19 protein-coding genes and 1 pseudogene are annotated in these 24,090 nt (G+C 59.9%); 3 read left to right on the top strand and 17 right to left on the bottom strand.

The window, feature by feature from the left end; all coding sequences use genetic code 11:
• Positions 1-15: 15 nt before the first annotated feature.
• Positions 16-696 carry a LuxR family transcriptional regulator gene (locus RT424_RS04335; protein ID WP_313434737.1) on the bottom strand — a complete coding sequence of 227 codons (681 nt, stop codon included), beginning with the start codon at positions 694-696 and terminating at the stop codon, positions 16-18.
• 248 nt (positions 697-944) lie between these two features.
• On the opposite strand from RT424_RS04335, the pseudogene RT424_RS24510 reads away from it, so the two are divergent.
• Positions 945-1,115, top strand: a pseudogene (locus RT424_RS24510) (transcriptional regulator domain-containing protein); the annotation flags it as partial.
• A gap of 1 nt (position 1,116) precedes the next feature.
• The gene (locus RT424_RS04330; protein WP_313434736.1) at positions 1,117-1,755 is read left to right on the top strand and encodes a DNA -binding domain-containing protein; all 639 of its coding nucleotides are present in this window, start codon (positions 1,117-1,119) and stop codon (positions 1,753-1,755) included.
• Between the two features lie 93 nt (positions 1,756-1,848).
• Here the strand turns inward: RT424_RS04330 and RT424_RS04325 are convergent, their stop codons facing one another.
• The 9 genes from RT424_RS04325 to RT424_RS04285 form a co-directional block, all read right to left on the bottom strand.
• A complete protein-coding gene (locus tag RT424_RS04325; RefSeq protein WP_313434735.1) occupies positions 1,849-3,261 on the bottom strand; it encodes a dihydrolipoyl dehydrogenase in 1,413 nt (470 codons plus the stop codon).
• A gap of 11 nt (positions 3,262-3,272) precedes the next feature.
• Positions 3,273-4,031, bottom strand: a complete 759-nt coding sequence (locus tag RT424_RS04320) for a hypothetical protein (protein WP_313434734.1) — start codon at positions 4,029-4,031, stop codon at positions 3,273-3,275.
• A gap of 312 nt (positions 4,032-4,343) precedes the next feature.
• Complete coding sequence (locus tag RT424_RS04315) at positions 4,344-4,829, bottom strand: pyridoxamine 5'-phosphate oxidase family protein (protein ID WP_313434733.1); 486 nt, start codon at positions 4,827-4,829, stop codon at positions 4,344-4,346.
• Between the two features lie 298 nt (positions 4,830-5,127).
• On the bottom strand, positions 5,128-5,889 hold the full coding sequence (locus tag RT424_RS04310) for an EAL domain-containing protein (protein WP_313434732.1): 762 nt from the start codon (positions 5,887-5,889) through the stop codon (positions 5,128-5,130).
• Between the two features lie 47 nt (positions 5,890-5,936).
• On the bottom strand, positions 5,937-7,301 hold the full coding sequence (locus tag RT424_RS04305) for a PAS domain-containing protein (RefSeq protein ID WP_313434731.1): 1,365 nt from the start codon (positions 7,299-7,301) through the stop codon (positions 5,937-5,939).
• Between the two features lie 183 nt (positions 7,302-7,484).
• Positions 7,485-7,820, bottom strand: a complete 336-nt coding sequence (locus RT424_RS04300) for a response regulator (protein ID WP_313434730.1) — start codon at positions 7,818-7,820, stop codon at positions 7,485-7,487.
• A 14-nt stretch (positions 7,821-7,834) separates the two neighbouring features.
• Positions 7,835-11,266 carry a chemotaxis protein CheB gene (locus tag RT424_RS04295; RefSeq protein ID WP_313434729.1) on the bottom strand — a complete coding sequence of 1,144 codons (3,432 nt, stop codon included), beginning with the start codon at positions 11,264-11,266 and terminating at the stop codon, positions 7,835-7,837.
• Entirely contained in the window at positions 11,263-11,832 is a 570-nt protein-coding gene (locus RT424_RS04290; protein WP_313434728.1) for a PAS domain-containing protein, read from the bottom strand. The genes RT424_RS04295 and RT424_RS04290 overlap by 4 nt, the downstream gene beginning before the upstream one ends.
• Before the next feature lie 446 nt (positions 11,833-12,278).
• Positions 12,279-14,879: a GAF domain-containing protein gene (locus RT424_RS04285; protein WP_313434727.1), complete on the bottom strand. Its 2,601-nt coding sequence runs from the start codon at positions 14,877-14,879 to the stop codon at positions 12,279-12,281.
• A gap of 900 nt (positions 14,880-15,779) precedes the next feature.
• On the opposite strand from RT424_RS04285, the gene RT424_RS04280 reads away from it, so the two are divergent.
• A complete protein-coding gene (locus tag RT424_RS04280; RefSeq protein ID WP_313434726.1) occupies positions 15,780-17,369 on the top strand; it encodes a phospholipase D-like domain-containing protein in 1,590 nt (529 codons plus the stop codon).
• A gap of 28 nt (positions 17,370-17,397) precedes the next feature.
• On the opposite strand, the gene RT424_RS04275 is transcribed toward RT424_RS04280, so the two are convergent.
• From RT424_RS04275 to RT424_RS04245, 7 genes are read right to left on the bottom strand one after another with little or no spacing between them, the layout of a single operon-like run.
• Positions 17,398-18,291, bottom strand: a complete 894-nt coding sequence (locus tag RT424_RS04275; RefSeq protein ID WP_313434725.1) for a glycosyltransferase — start codon at positions 18,289-18,291, stop codon at positions 17,398-17,400.
• Positions 18,291-18,872, bottom strand: coding sequence for an SAM-dependent methyltransferase (locus RT424_RS04270; RefSeq protein WP_313434724.1), 582 nt, complete (start codon positions 18,870-18,872; stop codon positions 18,291-18,293). The genes RT424_RS04275 and RT424_RS04270 overlap by 1 nt, the downstream gene beginning before the upstream one ends.
• A complete protein-coding gene (locus RT424_RS04265; protein ID WP_313434723.1) occupies positions 18,869-19,531 on the bottom strand; it encodes a PIG-L family deacetylase in 663 nt (220 codons plus the stop codon). The genes RT424_RS04270 and RT424_RS04265 overlap by 4 nt, the downstream gene beginning before the upstream one ends.
• The gene (locus tag RT424_RS04260; RefSeq protein ID WP_313434722.1) at positions 19,528-20,634 is read right to left on the bottom strand and encodes an acyl-CoA dehydrogenase family protein; all 1,107 of its coding nucleotides are present in this window, start codon (positions 20,632-20,634) and stop codon (positions 19,528-19,530) included. Before RT424_RS04260 ends, RT424_RS04265 begins: the two co-directional genes overlap by 4 nt.
• Entirely contained in the window at positions 20,631-21,680 is a 1,050-nt protein-coding gene (locus RT424_RS04255; RefSeq protein ID WP_313434721.1) for a glycosyltransferase, read from the bottom strand. The genes RT424_RS04260 and RT424_RS04255 overlap by 4 nt, the downstream gene beginning before the upstream one ends.
• Positions 21,677-22,612, bottom strand: coding sequence for a glycosyltransferase (locus RT424_RS04250; RefSeq protein ID WP_313434720.1), 936 nt, complete (start codon positions 22,610-22,612; stop codon positions 21,677-21,679). Before RT424_RS04250 ends, RT424_RS04255 begins: the two co-directional genes overlap by 4 nt.
• On the bottom strand, positions 22,609-23,709 hold the full coding sequence (locus RT424_RS04245; protein WP_313434719.1) for a glycosyltransferase family 4 protein: 1,101 nt from the start codon (positions 23,707-23,709) through the stop codon (positions 22,609-22,611). The genes RT424_RS04250 and RT424_RS04245 overlap by 4 nt, the downstream gene beginning before the upstream one ends.
• Positions 23,710-24,090 lie beyond the last annotated feature (381 nt).

Here is a 24,090-nt window from a genome sequence, read left to right as displayed (position 1 = left end):
GGGACGGTTCCGTCCCTATCGGGCGCAGCGAACCTCGTGATAGCTGATCGCTCCGCCGCGACATGCGAGGAACACTGCCTGTGGCCTTTTCACCGCACCAAGCCGGGCACAGGCGCCGCTGATATGGCGCCGGACGCTGCCCTCCCGGATCCCGATGATCTGTCCGATTTCCCAGTCGGTCTTGCCGGCCGCGACCCAGGCGAGGCATTCGCGCTGGCGCCGGGTCAGCGGAGCACTGCGCATCTGCTCCATGAATTCGCGGTAGCCGATCAGCCGGCGGGCAGCCTTGAAGGCATCGTCCGCGATCAGCCGCGCCAGGACGAGCCCGTCCTCGTCGAGCTTGCGACCAGGGACTGCGGCGAACGAGCACGATGCCTGGATATCGCCGGGCATATGCGCCGGCACGGTGAAGCCTTCCCCGAGGCCATGCCGCTGCGCGAGTTCCATATGCCGCTGGTCGATAGGACTGAAATCTATGTACTGACCGGCATCGCTCCACAGAAACGCTTCGTGGGTTCGCCCTACCGCCCGGTGAACAGGATCGCGGCCGCTAAGGTGGTTTTCGTCATAGAACTGCACCCAGCTCGGCGGATAATTGCACAGTCGCAGCGCGAGCTTGGCTTCGCCCTGTTCGACGTGATGGCCGAGGGCGTAGTAGTCGCAGCCTATCGATCTCGTGATCTCGGCGAGGGTCAAATCCAGATCGTCAAGGTTCGCTGCGCTCTCGATCCGGTTCCGGAAACTCCTGTACATTCTTATGAAGCCCATGCTTCGCCTCGGTTCGCCGCGGCGTCTCAAGCCGCCTGTCTGCGCCGAACCGTCCCTTGCCCGTTCTGGCGCATTCGGCTCCGGCCTTCGTTCCGGAAACGAAGCGCGATTGCAGATAACGCCTATCCTATAAGTTGCGGCTCCGACGGCAAGACACATTCTGTCATGGAATCGTCATGAATGGAGCTGCTGAACACGGCGCGTCAGGCGTGCGTGGCTCGAGCCGTGATGCCTTCGATTGGCGCGATTATAAGTCCTATCGCCCTCTTGCCGGTATCGATCGGGCGGCGCTTGCCTGGGAATGGCTGCGCCGCGATCAAGGCTACATCGACTGGTATGCGCGCGCCAGTGAGGTTACGCGCTCAGGATGTGACGGAGGCGCTGTTCGGGCGTGGGGGCTCCACTTTTGCCGAGAATCCCGAGGTTTCCGCACCGGGCGCACAGCTCATCTGGTCGGCCGATATCGATTCCGGCACCATCGAGGTCGAGGCGCAACCCGCTGGGCTCGATAGCGGCGATGCCATCGATCCGGCGGCATTCGCCAAGTGGCTGGCGCTTGTTCGGGCCGAAGACGGCAGGGAGCATGTCGTCATCAGCGACGGGTTCCGCCGGATCAGGCTTGATGTCGCCGCTGGCTCGCTGGCAGCGGGACCGGTCCGCCTCCGTTACCGGCTGGAGGGCATCTCCGCGCTACGACCGCGCGTGCTCCCGCTTCGCAGGCTTCTGGCGCTTTGCGACAATCACCGCTTTGCTGTCTCCCTCTTCCCGGAAGATCCGAAAATCGGGCGCTTCGTCGATATGCTGAGAGTTCATGACGGGCTGATCGCCGGTGCCAGTCTCGGGGATCTTGCGGAGGTGCTCTACGGTACCGAGGCAGGTGATGCCAAAGCGCGCCGTTCCGATTCCCTGCGCTCACGCGTGCGGCGCCTTGTTCGCGAAGCACGCGCCATGGCGGCGGGAGGCTATCGCGATCTCATGCGCAGCTGATCCCGGTTGATCTGACGTTCGCGAATTCACCATAGGCGATCTGGGAACGAGCTATCCCAGCAGGGCTTGCACACCCACTGAGCAGGGGCGCGGTTACGCGCCTGCGGGTGTGCCAGCATCCTGGTCGTTTGGCAGATCGATAGGCGTTGCCGCACATATCGTACGTAATGCCTGCTTCAGCCCTTCTTCAATGGTGGGGTGATAAACGGGCATAGTGAGGAGCTCGGTCGCGGTCTTACCGTCCTGGATGGACCAAGCTAACAAATGCGCAAGGTGCTCGCCAGCGGGTGCGAAGAGGTCCGCTCCGATCAGGCGGCCGTCCGGCGCGGCGGCATAAAGCGTCAGCGAGCCCTTGTTTACGCCATCTACACGCGCGCGGCCCTGATCATCAAACTCGGCCGTGCCGGTCACCGCCCCGTCCTTCTCTGCAGCGCCTATCGTCGCGAGGGGCGGGTCCGTGAACGTGATGCTGAGCGCTGTATTGCGTTTGATCGGGATTGGCGCCGGATAAGCAGCCGCGTTTCGGCCCGCGATAGCACCGTCGTGCGATGCTTCATGCAGCAGCGAAAAGTCGGCGGCGGCATCGCCAGCAAGGAAAATGGCGCTTTCGCCGCAGCGCATCGTTTCCCGATCGTGAACGGGGATGCCCTGGTCGTTGAGTTCGAGCTGGGCTTCCTCCAGATCGAGCCCATCCAGCTGCGGTTTGCGGCCGACGGCGACGAGCACCTTGTCGAACTCGGCGCTTCCCGAGCTCGATCCGCTCCAGCGCAAACGGACACCTCGTTCCGTAGTCTCGGGCGAGACGTCAACACCAAGATGAAGTGCAAGGTCCTGCTCGAGTACGTCGCGCAAGTTGGCGTGAACCCTGGGGCAGCGCAGCCTGGCCATGCGCTCACCCTTGTCGAAGACGGCGACCTCGACGCCCAGATGCGCGAAGGCCTGCGCCAACTCCAGGCCGATCGCGCCCGATCCGATTACCGCGAGACGGCGGGGCAGGTCTTCCAGCTCGAACACCGTATCACTGGTGAGCGCGGCATCGCCCAGCGCTGCGAAGTGCGTGGGCAGAACCGGCGCTGATCCGGTAGCAATCACGATGGTGCGGGCCTGCACCTTGCGGCCATCGCTCAGCACCAACCTATTGGGTCCAGCAAATCGGGCACGCGCGCGGATAGTAACCTTCTCGGGAAGCTTATTGATCGACTTTCGAGTCAAAGCAGCAAACCGCTCGCGCTCGCGACGCACTCGATTAAGCACGGCACGGCCATCGATGCGTACAGATTCAACCTCGATCCCGAAGAGAGCGGCATTGTTGATGCGAGCTGCTTCTTTTGCCGCCGCGATCAGCAGCTTGGAGGGCATGCAGCCTACCAGCGCGCACGTCGTCCCATTGAAATCAGGATCGATCAGCAGCGTCGATGCACCGTTCTTGCGGGCGGCTCGTTCGGCGGCAAGGCCTGCCGTGCCGCTGCCGATCACTGCGACGTCACAATGGATTGTTTGCGACATACGAAGTTCTCTCATCCGTGCCGGGCGCGGTGGTGATCGAGCGTCTTGACCACATTGGCCAACGCCCGTTCCATTTCCTCACGCCAGCCATTCGGCCCTAGCCGACGCACAGTGGAATGCGCCGCGCAGACAAACGGTGTTCCCGCCCACCGATTCGCGAGATCGCGCGCCCAGGTTGCGAAATCGTCGGCTGCACCGGGCCGCGCTTGCAAAGCCTTGGCGAGCATAGGATGGAAACGCAGCCGCGACTGCGGGAGGACCATGCGCAGCAGGCCGGGTGCGGCGAGCACCATCAGCGTATCGTCGACGTGAACGATCCCGCTCTGTCTGTGCCGCACGAGCACAGAGGCGGCGTGAACGCGGTCATCCGGGGTGACGAGATCGAGCCCAGCAGGAACTGAAAAATCCAGCTCCTTGAACTTCGCTTGCGTTGCTGGATCTTCAATGATCTCAGACTCCCAGGGAAGTTCGGGCGCCTGCTCGCGATGTCGTGATGTCCCAAACAGCCGCGCCTGCGGCGCCAGGAGATGCGCCGCGCGGCAATGCAAAGTGTGAAACGGGTGGACGTTTATGATCGCATCGATCGCAGCGCCCCCGTCCGTTAAAGCGAGCAGCGCTTCCCGATCGTTCCCATCGATGCCGTAGCTGTCTAGCAGGAGGAAACGCCCGCTCGAGCGTCGCACCAGCGACATCTGCGTACCGACATCGATCACCCGAGCGATCTTGAAGGACCCCCGGAAATTCCAGAAGTTCTCGTTGAGTTGGTTCATGTGCACTGGATCCAGGCAGCGGTGGGTGTGAAGTGAGCAAGTGGTTTCAACAAGACGCGACAGCCCCGATCGTTCCGCTGGCCGATTAGGGCGGGGTCAGGAAAGCGCGTCTAGTTGTTTTTCGCTTATGGCCAGGTCACGGACATCTCCAGTTCTCGCGACGTTCCGGCTTGCCAAGGCTTTCGTCCTACCGCTCTTCCCAACTCTGCGCCCGGTGCGTTCGCCCTAATCCATGGCTGTTTTGCCGCGATAACGCCATGCATGGGCGCGTTCGGGTCGGCTAGACAAAGCCGTTGACCCACAGCTGGGACCCTAAACTATCGTGTTCGGGACCACGGCGTGGCTGCCTTCCTCGTCCGGCTTGATCTTGCCGCCAAAAAGCATCTTCAGCTTTCCGGTGAGAGACATGTCCGACTCCCACAGCTCTGCTTCGTTGATGTCAAAGCGAAGCAGGGCAAGGTTTGGATCGGACTTACCGCCGGGGAACCAAGCTTCGACAGGTTTGGACCAAAGCTTTTCGATCATCGCCGGATCATTATCGACGGCAACATTCCCAGACAGGGAAGCGAAGAAGTCCTGTCCCTTTGAGACAAATTGCGCCATTGCCGCACCGCCTGCCGCCAGGCGGTTGTCCTTGCCGATGAAAAACCAGATTGTATCAACCTGATCCTTGTCGAGCTGCGCAGTCAGCGGTTCCGAGTGGGTATTGCCACCGTCGGCAATCCCGACCATGATAAAGGGGCCTTTCTCAAGCTTGTCCCACATGTGCTGCTTCAGGGTGTGCGTGTCGGTTCCCATTGCGATCTCCTCAGGTTGCGCAGCCACAACACATGAGGACCAAACGAGGTTGCGCTGGGTGACGAGGCGCGCAAGGCGGGGATTTGCAGGCTCTATATCGATACCAGCCAATGGTAGTCACAGACCTTGAACATGCGAGCTGTACACCGTTTGGTTTGAGCACGACCGCAGTTCTCCCGCCGCCGGGAGGTGGTGAAGAAATCTGCGTCAGCGGCAAACTATGCGGGTTTTCAGACTGCCCAATCACTTGGAAAGGCACAGGTCGGTTAGACGACGGTTCAGCCGCGAATGATCAGCCTCATACCTTTTCGGTGAAGCCGCCCATTATCGGCAATGGCAACTTCTGAAAGCCTGGCTTGGCTAGAAAGTACCCTTGCATGTAACGGACCCCGAGATCGCGGAGCACAGTGTATTCGCCGCTGGTCTCGATGCCTTCTGCAATGACAGAAATTCCCAAGGCCTTTGCTATATCCATCACACCTGCAACCACCACGCGCCGTGGTTCGCTTTTGTCAATGCCGCGTATCAGGTCCATGTCGAGCTTGAGCAAGTCAGTTTGAAATTGAACAAGTAATCCAAGTCCGGCGTGTCCGGCTCCAAAATCATCGATCGCGGTCGTAAACCCCATTTCACGATAGGTAGCGATAATGTTTTGTATATGCTTGGTATCCGCGATCTGCTCGTTCTCTGTGAATTCCAAGATTAGACGTTCCGCCGGAAATCCGACTTCCGACGCGGTGCTAATGGTCAGCTGAATGCACGCAGCGGGAGAATAAACGGCATTGGGAAGGAAATTTATCGAAAGTTTAGCGTCGGTATCCAAGATCCCAGCATTTACCGCCTCCTTTATGGCAGTCACTCTACATTGCTGGCCGAAAGCATACCGATTATCCGGCGTTACGCGTGAAAGCACAGCTGTCGCGCTTTCACCCTGACTACCACGAACCAGCGCTTCGAAGGCAAAAACACTGCCCTTCTCGATATCGATGATCGGCTGGAAGGCCATGGCGAGATCGAAGTTCTGGCTTTCGCTTCGGCAGCCCTGGCATCCAACAGTCATCGCATTTCTCCTCGGCTGGCGCGGGAAAGCCGCCTCGAATGATTCGGCTAAGCGGTTATGGCAATTTGAAACTCGATGCCTGCCGGCTTGTATTCGATTGCAGATGTCCCCCTAACGTGGCGGCGCAACATCCGCTCGATCATCTTGGTCCCGAAACCAGCACGCGCTGGCACGGTGACGGGCGGGCCGCCCTCTTCGCGGCATTGGAACCAGATATGACGTTCGCCATCGCTGTCATTGATCGCCCAAGCGATATGTACGCGGCCATGGGAGGTGGATAACCCGCCATATTTAACGGCATTTGTTGCTAGCTCATGGAGTGCCATAGACAACGCCAGCGTGATTTCCGGCGATAGACGGACATTCGTCCCGTTAATAAGGAAACGATCACCCGCCCGATCCGAGAACGGAGAGAGGCTACCCGCTACAATATCAGCGAGGCCGGCCCCTTCAACTTCATCTTTGATCAGCAGTTCATGAGCCGTCGCCAGACTGGCAATGCGGCCGGAGACGCTGTCTTTGGCATCTTCAAGCGAGACGGCATCACGCAGAGTTTGTGTCACCACAGCGTTGACGGTAGCCAGGGTATTCTTGACCCGATGGGTCAGCTCTCGCGCAAGCACCGCGCGGTGCTCTTCGGCAAACTTGCGATCGCTGATATCGGTCGAGAACCCGCTGAGCGACAGTGGCGAGCCATCTGCACGATACTGCATCTCGCCATGTACGCTAACCCAGCGTTGTTCGCCTTGTGGGGTGAGGATGCGATACTCAATGTCGTAGGGCGCCCCTTGAGTGATTGTGTTCTCGACGGCCTGTCTCATGCGAGGGACGTCGTCCGGATTGATTGCCGCTAGCAATTGCTCATAGGTAAACGGGTCATCCACCGGCCGGCCAAAATTCCGCTTGCAACTGCTGGATGCGGTGAGCACCCGGTGGGCGAGATCCAACGTCCACGTGCCCAAACCACCGGCTTTCAGAGCCATCTGCAGGCGAGCATCATGGTCCACAAGGTCGGCATCGCGCCTCGCTATCTCGGCAGCAAGTTCCTCGCGATCCTGTTCGAGCAAAGCCACGCGGTGACGCTCGATGGTCACATCGAACTGCGAAGCCACGAAGTATCGCAGTGCACCGTCAGCCTCGAAGACCGGTGCTACCATCAACCGGTTCCAGAATGGCGTGCCGTCGCGGCGATGATTGAGGAGATCAATTTCGATCTGTTGGCGGGATTCGACCGCTGATCTCAGCTTCTCGACGTCGGAAGGGTCCGTCAGTGGGCCTTGCATGAAACGGCAGTTACGCCCCAGAACCTCACATGCCGCGAAGCCCGTCAACCGCTCGAACCCGGGATTGACATATATCACCGGATTGTCGGGCAGGGTGGGATCGCTGACCACCATTGCCACCGGCGTCATGTTGAAGCCGATGAAAATGGGATCGCGAGCATCCAGCCGCGCAGCAAATGCGTCTATGAGGCGGACAGTCGAACGGAGTCAGCGGGGCGTGGGGAAGCGGTGATCGGTCCAAAACAGGAACGGTATAGCCCAAGTTGCTATCGCCAGCAATTAACCTAAATCAATAAGGCCATCGCGAACTCGTCAGGCAAGCGCGATTTCCAACGCTGTTCGAAGTTGTTTTGGCGTGGAAGGCTTGTTGCAGATCTGAGATCCGGGATAACGTTCCAGCAGATGCGTTACATCTGCGTGTCCGGAATGGAAAATCATTGGGACCTGTGCAGCGCGAAGCCTGTCGGCGACCGGAAACACCTCACCATCTTTCAATCGCACGTCGAGGATTGCGCATTGCGGCATGCGCAAATCCAGCGCCTCGTTGGTCTCCGCAACCGAGACGTAGGGACCATCAAACTGATGCCCCGAATCCTCAACGATGGTTTCCAGGTCAAGCGCGACAAGAAGCTCATCTTCAACGATCATCACGGTCGGCACGACTACTCCAGCACACTTTCCGGCAACCTGAGGGTCAGATTGTATTCACAAACCCCTGTCGCTTGGTTTAGCTCCCCGTCCAGTTGCCGGACGGACGTATTCACCAGCACCGTGCCAAACCCTCCCTTGCTTTGGGGCGGTAGCGGCGACGGGTTCGTCTCTCGCCAGAAAAGGGTGAGATAATGATCGGCCACGGTCCACTTTATGCCGAGCTTACCCTGCGGCGTGCGTAGGGCTCCGTATTTTGCGGCATTGACCGTCCACTCGTGGAGAATGAGAGCGAATGCCGACAAGGCGTCGGAGCTGATCGTACTGTCGTTTCCCTCGATCGAGATGCAGGCTCGTCCGGCGTAGGCTTCAAGCGTCGTGTCGATAAGAGCACGCAGGCGGACGGCCTGTTGTTCACCCGACGGCGATGCAAGGGAATGCGCTCGACCAAGGGCGGAGATACGATCGCGTACGTCCTCGCAATAGGTTTTGACATCGTCATGCGTTCGCGCAGCGACCGCCAGGAGGCCGCTTACGATTGCAAACAGGTTTTTGACACGGTGATTCATCTCGCGCAGCATCATTGCGCGATTTTCTGCCAGAGAAAGTTCCGGCGTCACGTCAATCGTCGCGCCGATCAGGCGGGCGGGGGCGGAACCAGTGACTATTTGTGCGAAGCTTTTAAGATGCCGCTCTTTCCCGCCAGACCAGACGCGATAATTCTGTTCAAAGGCCTCACCCGATGAAACCGCCAGATGCAACGCAGAGAGGACGCGCCCACGATCTTGCAGATCGATGGCGGCAGAGAAGGTCGCGATGTTTACCGTGCTTTCGGGCAGGCCGAGAAGCGTTCGGTTCGTGTCATCCAGGACGACCAGATCATCTTCGGCGCACAGTTCAAAAACACCGATGCTACCAGCCTGGGCGGCGAGCTTCAGCCGCTCCCGTTCAACTGCAAGCTCGCTTTGCAGCTGCAAAGCACGGGTGATATCGGTCAGCACCAACGTGGCGCCATCTATCTCACCTTTCTGAGTCCGGTAAGGAAGAACACGAAGGGCGTAGGTCCGATGTCCGTCCTTGGAATGGATCTGACGCTGGATTTCCTGCCCCGAAGCCGCAACGCTTTGCGCGTCTTCCAAATAGGCACTGTCTGCCAGGCGCGTAGAGACGTCCGCCAAAGGCCGGCCACGGTCAGACGCTTGAATCGGAAACACCGCAACCGCCGCTTCGGTGAAGCTACGGATACGCAGTTCATGATCCACCACGATCACCGCCATGTCCGTCGATTCGAAGAAATTGCGCACGTCCGCATTTGCTACCGTTAGCTGCTCGACTTTGTGTTTGAGTTCGTCGTTGACTGTGGACAGCTCCTCGTTTGTCGATTGGAGCTCCTCGTTCATCGACATCATTTCTTCATTCGAGCTCTTGAGTTCCTCGTTGGCCGTCTCAAGCTCTTCCACAGCCGAACGAAGCTTGTGCCGGGTGAAGCGCAACTCCTCCTCGAGCGCATCCATGTGATCGCCGCCGGCTTCGAGATCATCAACGCCTGGATCATCGCTGATATTGAAGACGCCAGTCTCGCGGTACACCACAAGAAAACTCTTATCCGCCAGAGGCTCGCAGATCACCTCGATGGGCTGCGTTCCGAAATCGGTGACGACCGTAATATTGCGCGCAGCGGTGCGACGGCCGGTGTCGCGGGACTGACGCAGCAAGGGACCGAGGCTTTCGCGCAGGCCTGGGCGGGCAAGGTTAAAGGCGCTGACGCCGCCGGTGCGGGTGACGGGGAAATCGAAGTAGCGAGCCAATTTGCCGTAGGCCGCAAGGACAAGGCCATCCTGGTTGAGAATCATCGATGGCGGCGCGTACCGCTCGGCAAGCCGATTGACCGCTTCCGAGGTTTGCACGGGATCGGCGTTACTGCTTCTGCGGCCGTACCCTTCATCGCGCCGTCGCACCGTCCGATCACTCATCGGCAAATCGAGCGGATAGCGGGTGCCGCCCTCGCTTCGCTCGAAAATTCGAGCATGATGGTCAATTGCCGGAAATAACTGATCAAAACGACCGATGCTTTCCGAGGGGCCAAGAAAAAGATAGCCGCCAGGACGTATCGCATAGTGCAGAAGCGGCATGACGGTCTGCTGTAGCCGATCGTCAAAATAGATCAGCAGATTGCGGCATGACACGAGGTCGATCCGAGAAAACGGCGGATCGCGCACGACGCTATGATTTGAGAACCTGATGAGATCTCTAATGTGGCTTGCGATCGTAAAATGATCGCCATGTGGAATAGTGTACTGCTCCTGAAACAAGGGCGGCAAATTGCCCAGCGACGAAGTGGGGTAGCGGCCCTCGCGGGCAACCTGCAGCATTTGCTCGTCGATATCGGAAGCGAAGATCTGCACCGGATTGGGCACATCGAGGTTTCGCGCCGTTTGCGCGAACAGCATGGCGATCGTGTAGGCTTCCTCCCCGCTCGAACAGCCTGGCACCCATACGCGGATTTCTTCCTCAGGGTGGCGGTTGCGTAGCAGGGGTTCGATGACCTTGGCGCGCAAGGCATCGAACATTTCGCTGTCGCGGAAGAAACGGGTCACGTTGATCAACAGGTCGCGAAACAATGCTTCGCATTCGGAAGGGTCGGAGCGAAGCCTTAGTACATAGGCCTTGCCCGATGTAATGCTCAGGACGTGCATCCGCCTTTCCACCCGGCGTACAAAGGTCGATTTTTTGTAGCCAGAGAAGTCATGCCCCACCGCCTTGCGCAGCGTGGTGCACAGATCGTCGACATGATCCGCGACCCGCCCTGCCTCATCTTCAAGGTCGTCCGAACTGTTTCGACCGAAGAAACCTAGAAGACAGTCGATGATCTGCTCGGGCGGCCGCACGAAATCGATAAGGCCAGTGCCGACGGCAGCCGTGGGCATCCCATCATAGCGCGCGGTGTCTGGCCGCTGCGCGATGCTGATGCCGCCGTGCTCTTTGATGGCGCGCAGGCCTGTCGATCCGTCGGCTCCCGTTCCAGAAAGGATCACGCACGCGGCATTACCCTGCTGGTCATTGGCAAGGGAGACGAAAAAATCATCGATCGGTCGCCGAAGTCCCCGAGGCTGTGCGAAATCAGTAAGAACAAGCTTTCCATCCTCTATCGCCAACCCCCGCCCAGGCGGAATGATATAGACCCGGTCGGCAAAGATCTGTTCGCCGCCCTCGCATTGCAGGACGTCAAGCTTCGTCGCTCGGTCAAGCAGCTGCGCGAGCATACTTTCGTGAGTTGGATCCAGATGCTGAACGACGACGAAAGCAAGACCTGTCGGCGCCTCAGCGGCGCTCAACATCTCTCGCAGCGCTTCCAGGCCACCGGCAGAGGCGCCGATGCCAATGATCGGCACCCCACCGTCATCATTGGAATTGTCGGGCAGAGTACTATCCCGCGTGGATATCATGGAATGGAGCGGCCTTCGAGATCGGCCAGCATCATTCTGGCCTGCGCTATCATATGTGCGGAATTGGCGATCGTGGTCAACGAGCCCTCGATGATCATGCCTGATTCCGCCACGAGCGGAGTGATCGAAGCCAATGTCTGCCTCAGCCTATGATCATACTCCTCCAGACGCTCTGGGTGCGCCCGGCTCACGTCGAACTGCGAAGCAAAGAAAAACTGCGTCCGGCCGTCCGACGAGCGCAGGCGCGACATGTAAAGCAGGTTAACGAAAGCTGGTCCGTCCTTCCTGAAATTCACAATGGGCGTACGGACATTCGGCGACGCTTCATTTTCGAGGAAGGCGCGAAGGATAGCGCGAGCCTCCCGGTTATCGGCGTCACCTTGTAGGAGTCTGCAATTTTTTCCCACTACGTCGTTCAAGGTGTAGCCCGTCAGTTTCTCGAAACCCGGGTTGGTCAGGATCAGCGGGGTGTCGTCGCCGGTCGAGGCCAATGCCAGAGCGATCGTCGACGTCTCAAAATATGCGCGCAAATGGGCAGGGGCATTTTCCAAGGCATATTTCGACATTGGTACCTAACTCCAGAGGCTCGTTACCCCCCCGGTTGAAGCCAGGGCCGCTTCTGCACGAATTTGCCGAGCGGCGCCATCCTGCGCGCGTTTTCAGGAGATGCGCCTCCTCTGAGCCCGCGCTGGTTCTCGATCGCGCCATTCTGATGAGATTGGCGCGGCTGCTGCTGCTCTGCGTCCTGCAATGATATTCACACTGGGCTTCATATCATAGCGTCAGATCCTGCAGACCTTTGGTAATGAGATTTCAGCACGCGACCGACTAGCTGTCGCTGCGCTTCTCGGCCGCGCGACGGCTGTCGGTGGGCAGGGAATTTTAGAACCTCTCCGCGAGAGCGACATGGATCATGTTCATCCGGCGAGAGCTCCTTACAGGGTCGGCCGTTCGCGCTCAGGCCGACCCCATGAATGTGACCTCGGCCCCCGTCTATGCCGGGCTTAATCCGTCATGAAAGTCGGCCGTCACCCGACAGCAGCTCAGCGATTTCCGTCTTGATAAGCTCCATGGCGAATGGCTTGGTCACTAGCCTTACGCCTGGTTCAAGCTGGGCGTTGCCCACCACAGCGTTCTCTGCGAACCCGGTTATAAAGATGACCTTGAGGTCTGGCCGTCTGGCACGAGCGGCATCCGCCACCTGCCTGCCGTTAAGGCCGCCCGGCAAGCCAACATCTGTGATCAGGAGATCGATATGAGCGTCGGAATTCAGGATGTTTAGCGCCGACGGCCCGTCACCCGCCTCAAGTGTGGCGTGATCCATATCCTCTAGCAGCTCGCAAACCAACATCCGGATGGTTGGTTCGTCGTCCACCACTAGCACGCTACTTTTATCGGTGCTTGGAAGCTCATTGATTGCACGAGTACCATCTTCAACAGGCGTATCGCCATAATGGCGCGGCAAATATAGGCATGCCGTCGTGCCCATGCCGAGTTCGCTATAAATGCGGACCTGCCCGCCGGATTGACGGGCGAAGCCGTAGATCATCGACAAACCAAGCCCAGTGCCTTCCCCCATCGGCTTGGTGGTAAAGAAGGGATCAAACGCGCGCTTGATTGTCTCAGGAGTCATACCGGTCCCGGTATCGGTGACGCAGAGCGAGACGTATTGTCCCTCAGGCAGATCGCGCTCACGGCTGGTGCGTGTGTCAAGCCACTTGTTCGCCGTCTCGATGGTTATACGTCCGCCACCCGGCATCGCGTCGCGTGCATTGATGCATAGATTGAGAAGCGCGTTCTCTAGTTGATTGGGATCGACGAGCGTTGGCCATAGTCCAACGGCACCAACCACCTCGACATGTACCGCAGGCCCGACCGTTCGCCGGACCAAATCCTCCATGTCCGCGATGAGGCGATTGACGTCGGTTGGTTTGGGATCGAGAGTCTGGCGTCTTGAGAAAGCCAGCAGGCGATGCGTCAGCGCAGCAGCTCGACGCGATGCTCCTTGCGCCGCTGTGACATACTTCTCCAGTTCGCCGATGCGCCCCTGCGCGATCCGGATCTGGAGCATCTCAAGCGAACCGGCGATGCCAGCCAGCATGTTGTTAAAGTCATGAGCGAGGCCGCCGGTGAGTTGGCCGACTGCCTCCATCTTCTGCGCCTGGCGCAATTGCTCCTCTGCCGCAACAAGGCTCGCGGTACGCTCTTCGATTTGCTCCTCAAGCGACGCTGTGAGCTCAGCTAGATCATGCTCGGCTCGGCGGCGTTCGGTGGCGCTGCGGGTTCGCGCGGCGATCTCCCGCATGAATTCCTCTTCTTCCGCCAGCCACGCTCGCGGGGTGGCGTTGTTGACGTAGATCAGCGCGACGAATGCGCCATTCTCATGCAGCGGCATATTAATGAAGGAATGCGCGGTGATCGCCTTGAGGACATCGGCAGTGTCTTTCGTCCGCGCATCCACATCGGCATCGACACATAGCACGGTTTCGCCCCGCTTGAGATCCTCGATGTAGCTTCCGTGTTCGCGAAAGTGCAGAGTTCCCGCGATCGTTTTGACCCCTGGGGCGTTCCAGTCGCGTTCCACGGTGATCGTCTCTGCGACTGGGTCGATCGTGCCATAGCCGGCCCGGCTTACACCGAGCGTACGACCAAGGATTTCTGAAGCGGTAAAAGCGATATCAGACGGGTCGTCCATATCGCGAAGACGATCGCTTAGTTCGAGGAGTGCTGCCTGCCGCGCCTCTGTGCTGCGGCGTTCGGTGATGTCGAAGCTGACACCAGGAAAATGTCGCGCACCATTAGCGGACACTTTACATTGGCCTTCTGCGGCGACCCAGCGAAATGACCCGTCGGGCTGGATGAGACGATATTCGGATGAGAATGGCGCCGCAGTTTCCACTGCCTCGTTAATCTGCGCGGTCACGCGTTGACGGTCGTCAGGATGGATATTCTCGAAAAACTCGTTGATGGGCACTCCGCGTCCGGCGCGTTCGATATCGACGCCGTAAAGATGGGCGAAATTGGCATCGGACACGACAAGGTCCTCGCCGACGTGCCAGTCCCAAGTTCCTACCGAGCGTGCGGCTGCGAGCATCGCGTCCCGCTTACGCTGCAGGATACGCAGTTCGATCATGGCCATGATCTGGCGTGCAAGTACAGTCAGCCCCTTACGCTGTTCTTCGGTCAGGCCGCCAGGCCGGGGGGCTGTGTCGATGACGCACAACGTGCCCAAAGGCAAACCGTTCTCGCCGACAAGAGGAACACCTGCGTAGAACCGGATATGCGGTGCATCCGTGACCAGGGAGAAGGTCGAAGTTCTTGGATCTTGCGAAAGATCCGTTATCTCGAAAATCCTGGCATGGCGAATGGCAAGCGCGCAAACCGAAGTTGCGATTGGCGTTTCCGAGACGGTAACGCCAACCCGCGCCTTAAACCACTGACGCTCCGTATCGACGAGGCTGACGAGTGCAATGGGCGTGGAGCATAACGTTTTTGCAAGCCATGCAATCTCATCGAATGCGATCTCGCGAGGCGTATCGAGCAAGTTCGCCTGGATCAAGGCATCAATACGCGATGCTTCGTCCCAATCTGAAGGCATCTGTTCGCTGCTCACTGCATTTCCAGACCGCTGAGCATTACAAAAACAAGGTATGGTTGGTGGGACAATTCAGCTTCCGGAATGCGCGGGTCTGAGGATCAGTTACTGCGATTGCAAACGCTTCAAGCGGATACCGGTTGCGGACCGTCTCCCCTCGTTACGAAAAAGGTCTAGGCTTTGGTCAAGAGGCAGCCTGCATGCAATTTGGAAATGCAAAAGGAAGTCCTGTCTGAAATGCCACAGTTCGCCACCCGTTGTCGCCATTCCGATGCAGATTTTCGATCCCAGGTGCAGACCTACCGCTTTCATAGCAGGTCGCGACCAGAGCAAGTCGTTAGCGCGAAGAATGGCGAATGACCTTTCCCGACGAAAGCGGATAACAGCCTAGATTCGGAGGGACAGGCGGCTGCCCATAGCTAACCGATCGCGGTCGCCTTGAACCTCTTCTGATCGTGACGCTGAGCTTACGACTGGACGATGACGTTTCGTCCCGGTCGTCGCTCTCTGTTGGGAAGTGCAGCGTCCTAGCGGTCTGCATAAAACACGCGCCATCGCCCAGGCCCAGCCCGCCGATCCGGGAGTACGCCGTATGACCCGGCATGATCCGCCCGTCCCATGGCCCCGCAAAGCGCGTGGCGGTCAAAGGGCCGACTTGCTCCAGGCGCGCGCCGCACCCGCGTCCGCTCTTGGCATCATCGTCGACAGCGCGGAAAACATACCAAATCGCAAATCCCCATAGCGCAGCCTATCATGCCCGCAGGTTCCTGCATGGGAGGCATTCATACGCAGCGCCCGAAAAAAAAGTTCGCCATTTCCGCCGTCGTGCTAGGAAATTGCCTGCCCGTTAGCGGGCAATCGCTTTCTCGTCCAAGACAAGACTTGGCATGGCGGCCCTGCTCTGCGAGGGCTCTGCTTATGCAAACTGACAAGGCCATGCTGCAGCCCGATCACAACTGCTGGCGGATAGAGCGTGCCGATCGCGCACGCGTCATCGTGGATGCGGACGATTACTTCAAGGCCGCCAGATCAGCGATGCTGAAGGCGCAAAAGCAGATCCTTCTGGTGGGCTGGGATTTTGATGCCCGTATCCGGTTTGGCGAAGAAGCCGATGATGGCGGCCCCCCGCAAATCGGCGAATTCCTCAGCTGGCTGGTACGCCGTAAGCCAGGGCTGCAGGTTTATATCCTGCGCTGGGACACTGGCGGGCTCAAAACCTTGTTCCACGCGCGCACCCTGATCCGTCTGGCGCGCTGGATCAGGGATCCGCAAATTCATCTCAGGCTCGATGGGCACCACCCCCCGGCTGGGTCTCATCACCAAAAGGTCGTGGTGATCGACAACGAGGTGGCGTTCTGTGGCGGCATCGACATGACCGTCGACAGGTGGGACACATCCGCGCACGCCGATGATGAGCCCAGACGGATTGAACCTGACGGGACCGCTTACAAGCCTTGGCACGATGTGACGACACTATTGGAAGGGCCGGCCGCACGCGCCTTGGGCGATATGTGCCGTGGACGCTGGGAGCTGGCCGGGGGTGGGGAACTTTCGGAAGAGCAAGGAAGCGGTTCTTGTTGGCCCGACGGCTTCGAGCCTGACTTCAAAGACGTGGATGTCGGCATTGCTCTGACCGTTCCGGAAATGGCGAAGCAAGACCCGCGCCACGACATCGAGGCGCTGTACGTTGACCTTATCGCGCGGGCTCGCAAAAGCTTTTATGCCGAAAGCCAGTACTTCGCGTCGCGCAAGGTGGCAGAGGCTATCGCCAAACGGCTGGGGGAACCCGACGGACCCGAATTCGTCATCGTGCATCCTGTCAGCGCCGAAGGATGGCTGGAGCCGATCGCGATGGACTCCGCCCGCGCGCGGTTGGTCGAAGCGCTGAATGCCCAGGATCCATACGGGCGCCTGCGGTTGTACCATCCCTACACCGCCGGAGGCGCACCGATCTACGTCCATGCCAAAGTGACGGTCGTCGACGACGAAGTGCTGCGGGTAGGCTCGTCGAATTTCAACAATCGCTCCTTGCGGCTCGATACCGAATGCGATGTCGTCATCGATGCCGACATGACCGCAGGGCAGGACGTGCGCAAAACGATAGTGGGCATCCGCGACGCCCTTTTGGCTGAGCATCTCGACACCGATTGCGAAACGATCGAGACTACCGTCAGGGAAACGGGATCTCTGATCGCCGCGATCGAAAGACTGCGCGGGCCGGGCCGTTCCCTGCGCCATTATGAAGTGCCGGAGCTCGACGCCGTGCGGGCATGGCTGGCCGATAACAAGGTGCTCGACCCCGAGGGGCCGGGTGAAATGTTCGAACCGCTGTCGCAGCGCACAGGTCTCCTTAAACGGTTGCGGCCCGGCAAATTGCCCGTTCATGGCAAAGGCAGCTTGATCGGTGCGGCGGCAGCTGGGGCGGGAGCACTGCTTGCAGTTGCTGTGGCGTCCCGGCTGGTCAGGTCGACGTCCAGGGTCATCTACGAGCCCCTGCCTGACGGTTGAGATTGGGATTGAAATGAAGTTGTGGGTCTTAGCTCCTGCCAGCGATTTTTTTGATTGCGGTTTCGTCTTCTGCTGTGCACCAACTTGCTGGTTCAACGCGGGCGGCCGCCATTTCGCATGCTGTCGGCAGGCGCAAGAGATCCAAAGCGTTCTCCTCCCAGCGCACGAGGCCGAGCCGTTCGAAGTCTGCAAGCCAGCCTTCCATCGGCCACCGATCCCAGCGCGCCTGGAACACCCGTGCATTGCGCACAATATCAGCGACGTGCTGCAGAGGTGGCTCATAGCTGTCATGATACTGATGGCAGGCGATCGCCTCTCCGACGAATAGCAGCTTCAGTCCGGCAGCAGCAGCCCGGAAACCGAAATCGGTATCCTCGGCGCCATAACCGGTGAATCCCTCATCGAAACCGCCAAGCGCTGTAAATGTCGATCGGCGCAGCGCGAAAGCAAGCGACCAGAAAAGCCCGGCATTCGTTTCCTCACGCACGCCTTGGGTGGGAAACATCCGCACGGGATGCGCCCGCCCACGCTTGAGCAAGTCGGCTTCCTCCCAAGATCCGCGCGCATCATCGGGGCCAAGATAGCGAATATCCGCGCAGAGCAGGCCGTCATGTTCGGTGAGGGTTTCGGCCAGGACACAAACGCAATCACGCAAGGGAATGCAATCGACATCGAGGAACACCAGCATATCGTGATCGGCCAAGGCCGCCGCGCGGTTGCGGGCGGCGGCCAATGGAAGCCCGACCGTCTCGAACCGCTCGATGCGGACGGGGAAGCTTGTCGGTCCCACTGTGACCGGATCGTCACTCATATCGACGACAATCAGCTCATCGGGTCGGCGATCGCTCCGGCGAAGGCCCTCGACGAGCTGCTCTAGATGCGCGCTCCGGTTACGGACAATGGTGAGGACCGAGATCCCCATCAACGTCGCTTCCACAAATCGAGACGATATGTGTCTCGCCGTTCGGCGAGCTCAACGTCAAAGTCCGCTGCAAGTTCGGACCATAAGGCTTCGACGGCCTCATCGCCGCTTTGCGGATAGTCGGTTTCGCCTGTGTAATGGACAAGGATGATCCGGCCGCCGGGAGAAACGTGATCGCGGAGCCATTCGCTTGCACGATCCAGATCCACCAGACCCCAATAATAGGCCACTTCGGACAGCACCACGAGGTCGAAATCTTCGGTCTCGGGAGTTTCGTGCGGAAACGCCATTTGGGCCAGCGACACGCCAGGACGATCCCCGACCCGTTCCCGTGCTTTTGCTAATGCCTTGGTACTGATGTCGACGGCAAGCAGGCTTTCGCACATGGGAGCGAGATGCCCAGTCAGCACGCCATGGGCGCAGCCTATCTCCAGTGCGCGCGCATATCGTCGGTCGGCCAGAACATCATGCGTGTGGGCAAATTTGGCGGCTTCATACTCGCTCGACGCAAGATTCCATGGATCATCGTCCGATCCGAAAATGTCATCGAAATATTGTGCGGTCAGGCTGGCGCCGGTCATCGGCAATCCCTTCTCAATGTCAGAACGTCTTGCGCGGCCATGTTCAACTTCTCCGGTGGAAGACGGAAACCCTCGCCGATCACCGGCGAAAGCTGGCTGCGATGGGCCAGAAGAGCATGCCGCCGCCCAACGGGCATGGTCGGCGTTGCGATACGTCGCGCACGGCGCGGTGCCTCGCCCCAGACATGATAGGCGAACAGAGCGATCGGACGCCTCGCCCTTCGCAATGCCGCTTCGGCCAGCCTGTACGCCGCAACATGGTCGCAATGCGCCTCGCTTTCATCGGAGACGGCAATGGCATCTATCCGGTGCCAGCGCAGCAGCGCAGCAAGCCGATCGGCCCCCCGCGCGAATGCTTTACTGTCGGTGGGAGGGTGGTGCGCATCGCGCCATCCCATCCAGATCGTCGGGATCGCTCTGGCACCTAGCCTGCCAATCGCATTGCGGGCTTCCTTGCGCCGGGTCGCAGCAACGCGGGGCGTACCTTCGGGGTGGGAGCCTGTCCCATCGGTCAGGAAGACGATCCCCCCGAGCCGGTCGTTAGCGGCGCAGTTTGTGATCAAGGCACCCGCGCCGAGCGTCTCGTCGTCGGGATGGGGGGCGAGCACGAGCCAGCGCGCCTGCGCCCAGCGGCTTTGGGCCAAGGCCTCGGCTTTCACCACAGCCGTTCGCTTTCTTCCCAGATGTCATGGTCAAGAAGCGTCCGGGCAGCCTCGTCCCGCGCATGATCGGGTCCGGCCTGGCGCAGGTAGAGGGAAAGGTCGCGGATGATCTTGTCCGCGCGTTCCCCGTCAAAGGCGCTGCGTGTGCCAAGGATGCGCGCAGCGGCCTCCATCACGGTGAACCCGGCATTTTCGACGACCCCGCGCGTCAGTCGCGCGACGGCAACGGCATCCGCATCACCCGAAGCGAAGCGCTGCGCTGCTTCCCCCACCCAGAAACCCGCGGTTCGCACCGCCACGACGACATCGGCAAACCGTACCCGCTGCAGCGGATCTTCGCGGGCGCTATCGCGCATGGCCGACCAGATTTCCGAGACAAGCGCCTCGATGCCGCCAAGCTGCGCCGCGCAGAAGCGCCAGGCGCCTGCGGTAAAGCGGGGATCCCGGTCATAGTCGCCCGGCTTACCCAGCAGCATGAGCGGCTCGACAGCCATGTCGTCGAGGACATATCGACCACTCACGCTCGCACGCATTCCACGAACACGCCAACCTGACAGGTCCGTCCGCGCCTTTTCATTTGCGGGAACGATGACCAAGCGCCGCGCGGTGTTCTTGCAGGCAGCTGTGACGAGTGCATAATCGAGACCGCCGGCTCCGCTTGCGAACATCTTCTCGCCCATCAGCGACAGGGTCGCTTCGCCGGCGAGCCGGACACCGGGCGCCGGCTCGGTCGCCCACACACCGAACCATGCACCGCGATCCAGCACCTGCGTCAGCCACGCAAGCTGTTGGGGTGTTGCGTACCAGTCGAACAGCGACATTGCGTTGACATGGCCTTCATACAAGCGACCGATACTGAGATCGCCGCGCCCGACCTGGCGCAAGGCCTTTGCCATCGCGCGTGCGCGGGCCGCCTCGTTTTCAAAGATATCGCCTCCACATAGTTGCGGTGCGAACCGGCGATGATGACCGCTCTGGATCAGCGCTGCCAGACTATCACTGGGGAAATTAGGTGCGGCGTCATAGCGCGCGCCAAGCATTGCAAGGCGATCGACGATGTCGGTCGAGTCAATGACTTGGTCCTGAGGATCGGGGATCACGCGATATGGCTCCTGTTTAAGACTGCAGGGGCACAAAGGTCATCGAGCCAACGCGCGACTCGTTCCGGCCCGCTTTCACTTTCAAGGCAAGCGGGCCATTGCTGGTTTTGTTCGATGGCCCGACCGATCAGGCCAGGCCATTTCTGAGGCTGGGGCCAGTCATGCCGCACAATTGCTGCGCCCACTGCCGCCAGCCTGTTGGCTTTCGATTCCTGCTCGTGGAACGGACGAGGTTCGGGCAGGCAGATGAAGGGGCGCCGCGCCGCCAGGACGGCGCTGACGACGCCATCGCCTGCAGCGCCAATGACGACCCTGGCCGCAGCAATCTGCGCGTCCGCATCATCGACCCACCCCCGCAATTGGAGATTGGGTGGCAAATCAGCGGGCACGGTGCAGGGACCGATGATGCGCCATTTCCATGCGGGCGCTGCTCGGGCTGCGGCTGCCCAATGCTCGCCATTGGATATCCCGCCCCCGCGCCCAAGAACGACCAGCACAACGTCATCATTCACGCGGATATTCTGGCTGGCAGATCGGACGACGCCCGGCGCGTAGAAGGTCTTCTCGCGCACCCAGCCTGGGGTTTCGTCATCGTCGAGCGCATCGTGGAAAGGAGCGAGCAGAGCGGTAGCTGCGCGAAAGGCGTCCAGATGGGCAGCATCGAGCCGGCGCCCGCTCAACCGGACATAAACGGTCGGCACCGATGCAAGCCGCGCCAGCATCGCCACCTCGGCCGAGACATCCACCACCATCAGGCGCGGACGCGCCTCAGCGATCCAGCCTGTCATTTGCGCAGAGCGCTGGCGGAGACCTTCATGATCGAGCGGCGCATAGTGCAGGGAAGAAGGACGGTCGACATGATCGATGCCGGCGAAGCTGTCGTCGAGACGGTCGTCAGGCAAATCGAGGCAGCGGAGGTTTTCGGTTCTGCCGGCAAGCCCGCTCCCCATGAGCATGACATTGTCCAGCGATTGACCGATCGCGATCGCGCGCTGGCGATGGCCGTCGCCGTGATGATGGACATAATATCCGATCGGGCGGTTCATTGGACGGCAGCCATTTCGACTTCCGCCATGCCGGGAAGCGGCATGTCGCACGGCATGGGTGGTAGGGTGCGCTCTGCTTCCAGACAGGCCACTACGCCCATCTTAGCCCTCTTGCGAAGCCGCCAGCGTGCGCGCTCTTCCCAATGGGAGTAAGCAGGGACCATTGGAGTTTCACCGCTTGCGGCGCAGTCGATCCACCGCTGCATGTCCGCCGCCATACCACCATTAGCACGCCCCGCAGTCCGGGAGGACGCCCGGGTCCACACCGCATTCGGGTGGACGAGCTTGCCCCCCGCCTTGATCGCCGCCTCGACCAAGGCACGATCCTCGCCGGTCGGCAGCAGCGGAACGCCGCCCGCGCGGCGATAAAGGCCGACGGACAGCGCAAGGCTGGCCCCCGTATGATCGCCGTGTCGGGGCGGCATATCCCACGCGACGGGATCGATCTTGTCCTCGATCGCGCGCACGGCCTGCCAATAGGCATCGAACCGGCGGCGCAGCCTGAAGATCGCCGGGGCCATGTCCGCTTCCAGTTCGTCCAGTTCGATGCGACCGCCAATGATCCGCTCCGGCGAAAAATGTGCCAGGTTGGCCTCGATCCAATCGGCGGGAGGTCGGCAATCCGCATCCGTGGAAAGCAATAGGCCGCCGGGCGTCAGAAGATCAGCGCCCATGTCCATCGCCGCGCGGCGGGCAGATCCGGCGTGGGCAAGTTCCGGCTCGAACACACGCTGAACGATGTGAAGCGCAAACCCGGCATTGGAGCGAAGCGTGGCTTCAACGGCATTCGCATGGGTGGCATCGCTACTATTGTTGACGCATATCGCGACAGCGAAGGTCTGAACGGTTTGCTGTGCCAGAGCTTCGATCAGGCGACCGATATGCTCCGCCTCGTTACGAGCCGGTATGCAGACGCAGACTGGTGGCCTCATGCGACGCTGGCAATGAGAGGTGCAGTCTGCGGCTCGTGGGCGACAACAGAGGCAAGCGCAAGCTGACGGTACACGGCTTCATACTCATCGACCATCCGCTGCGCGTCGCAATATCGCTCCGCATGAGCCCTGCAGGCGCTGCGGCTCAGCACGGAAGCGGCCAGCGCCGACGCTGCGAGCGATGCGACATCGTCCGGCTGCGCAAGAACGCCGCAATCTTCATTCAAGAGCGCAGGCACCCCGCCGCGCCGAAACGCGGCGACGGGGGTGCCGCAAGCCAGCGCCTCTGCCACGACCAGGCCATAGGGTTCTTCCCATCGCGGGGTGCAAAGCGCGGCGATAGCCCCTCCCACCAGGCGGGCGAGCTCGCGGTGGGACAGATGCCCGACATATTCGACGTTCGCACCAAGACGCGGTGCGATCGTCTCATCGAAATAACTCTGGTTCGAAATGGGGCCGGCGATACGCAGCGGCAATCCTGCAAGCCGCGCCGCATCGATCGCGTAGTCCAGTCCCTTTTCCGGGACGATCCGGCCATACCAGACCAGATACGGCGTTTCGCTTGCGACATTCTGGTACGGGAAGTGTGTGAGATCGATGCCGTTGGGAATGACATGATCGGTCCTGGCCACGTGGCTCCACATGTCGGCCGTCGCCTGCGAAACGGCGACATAGGTCATCGGTCCGCGGTTGAGCCGGACACCGCTTTCCAGCCAACAAAAGGGCGGGGTGTGGAGCGTGGTTAGGACGGGGGTAGCAAGCGTCTCGGCCATGCTGACGGGGAGATAGTGGAGCGAATTGTTGTGGATCACGTCAAACGAGCGCGACCGCAATTCGGTCATCAGCCCGAGATACGCATGGTGTTCGCGGAAGAACGCAACATCATTGGCTTCAGCAATGCCCGTTTCGAGAAGCGAGGTCTCATCGCAGATCGCTTCCACCCCTAGTGCGGGATCGGAGCGCGTCGAAGCAAAGAGCGTGACGTCGTGCCCGCGTTCGCGCAGTGACCGCGCAAGCATGTGGGTGTGCATCTCCAGCCCGCCTGCAAACGGCTCACTGATGGGAAACTTCAAATGGGCTATAATGGCAATGCGCATTCAACGGGCTCCCAGCGACGATGCACATGTTTCGCAATCGCCACGCCGTTAACGCCTATATGAAGGTTTATTTCCCGGAGGTGGCAGGGTTTTTCTGCGGCGAATGCAGGTTAACTTCGGTCGATATAGTGATCGCAAGCTTGCGCCGCTAACAGGCGAAAATCAGATGACCACATAGAGGCATTTTACATACACGTGATAATCATAGAGAAAAATCTTGACTATAGGGACATTATAGTCCGCCCACACTCGTGATTAAATATCCTGCTATTTCTAAAGTATAATTTGCAACCCTCCAGTTTGCCCGTTCACCATCACGGACAATCTTTTCCGAATCTGATTTTCAGATGCCGACTTTTTCCCCCCTGATGCGTTGCGCGA

Origin of the sequence: Novosphingobium sp., assembly GCF_032093395.1 — a bacterium.
GTDB lineage: Bacteria > Pseudomonadota > Alphaproteobacteria > Sphingomonadales > Sphingomonadaceae > Novosphingobium.
The sequence above is the reverse complement of the archived record's forward strand: the minus strand, read 5'-3'. Positions and strand labels throughout refer to the sequence as shown.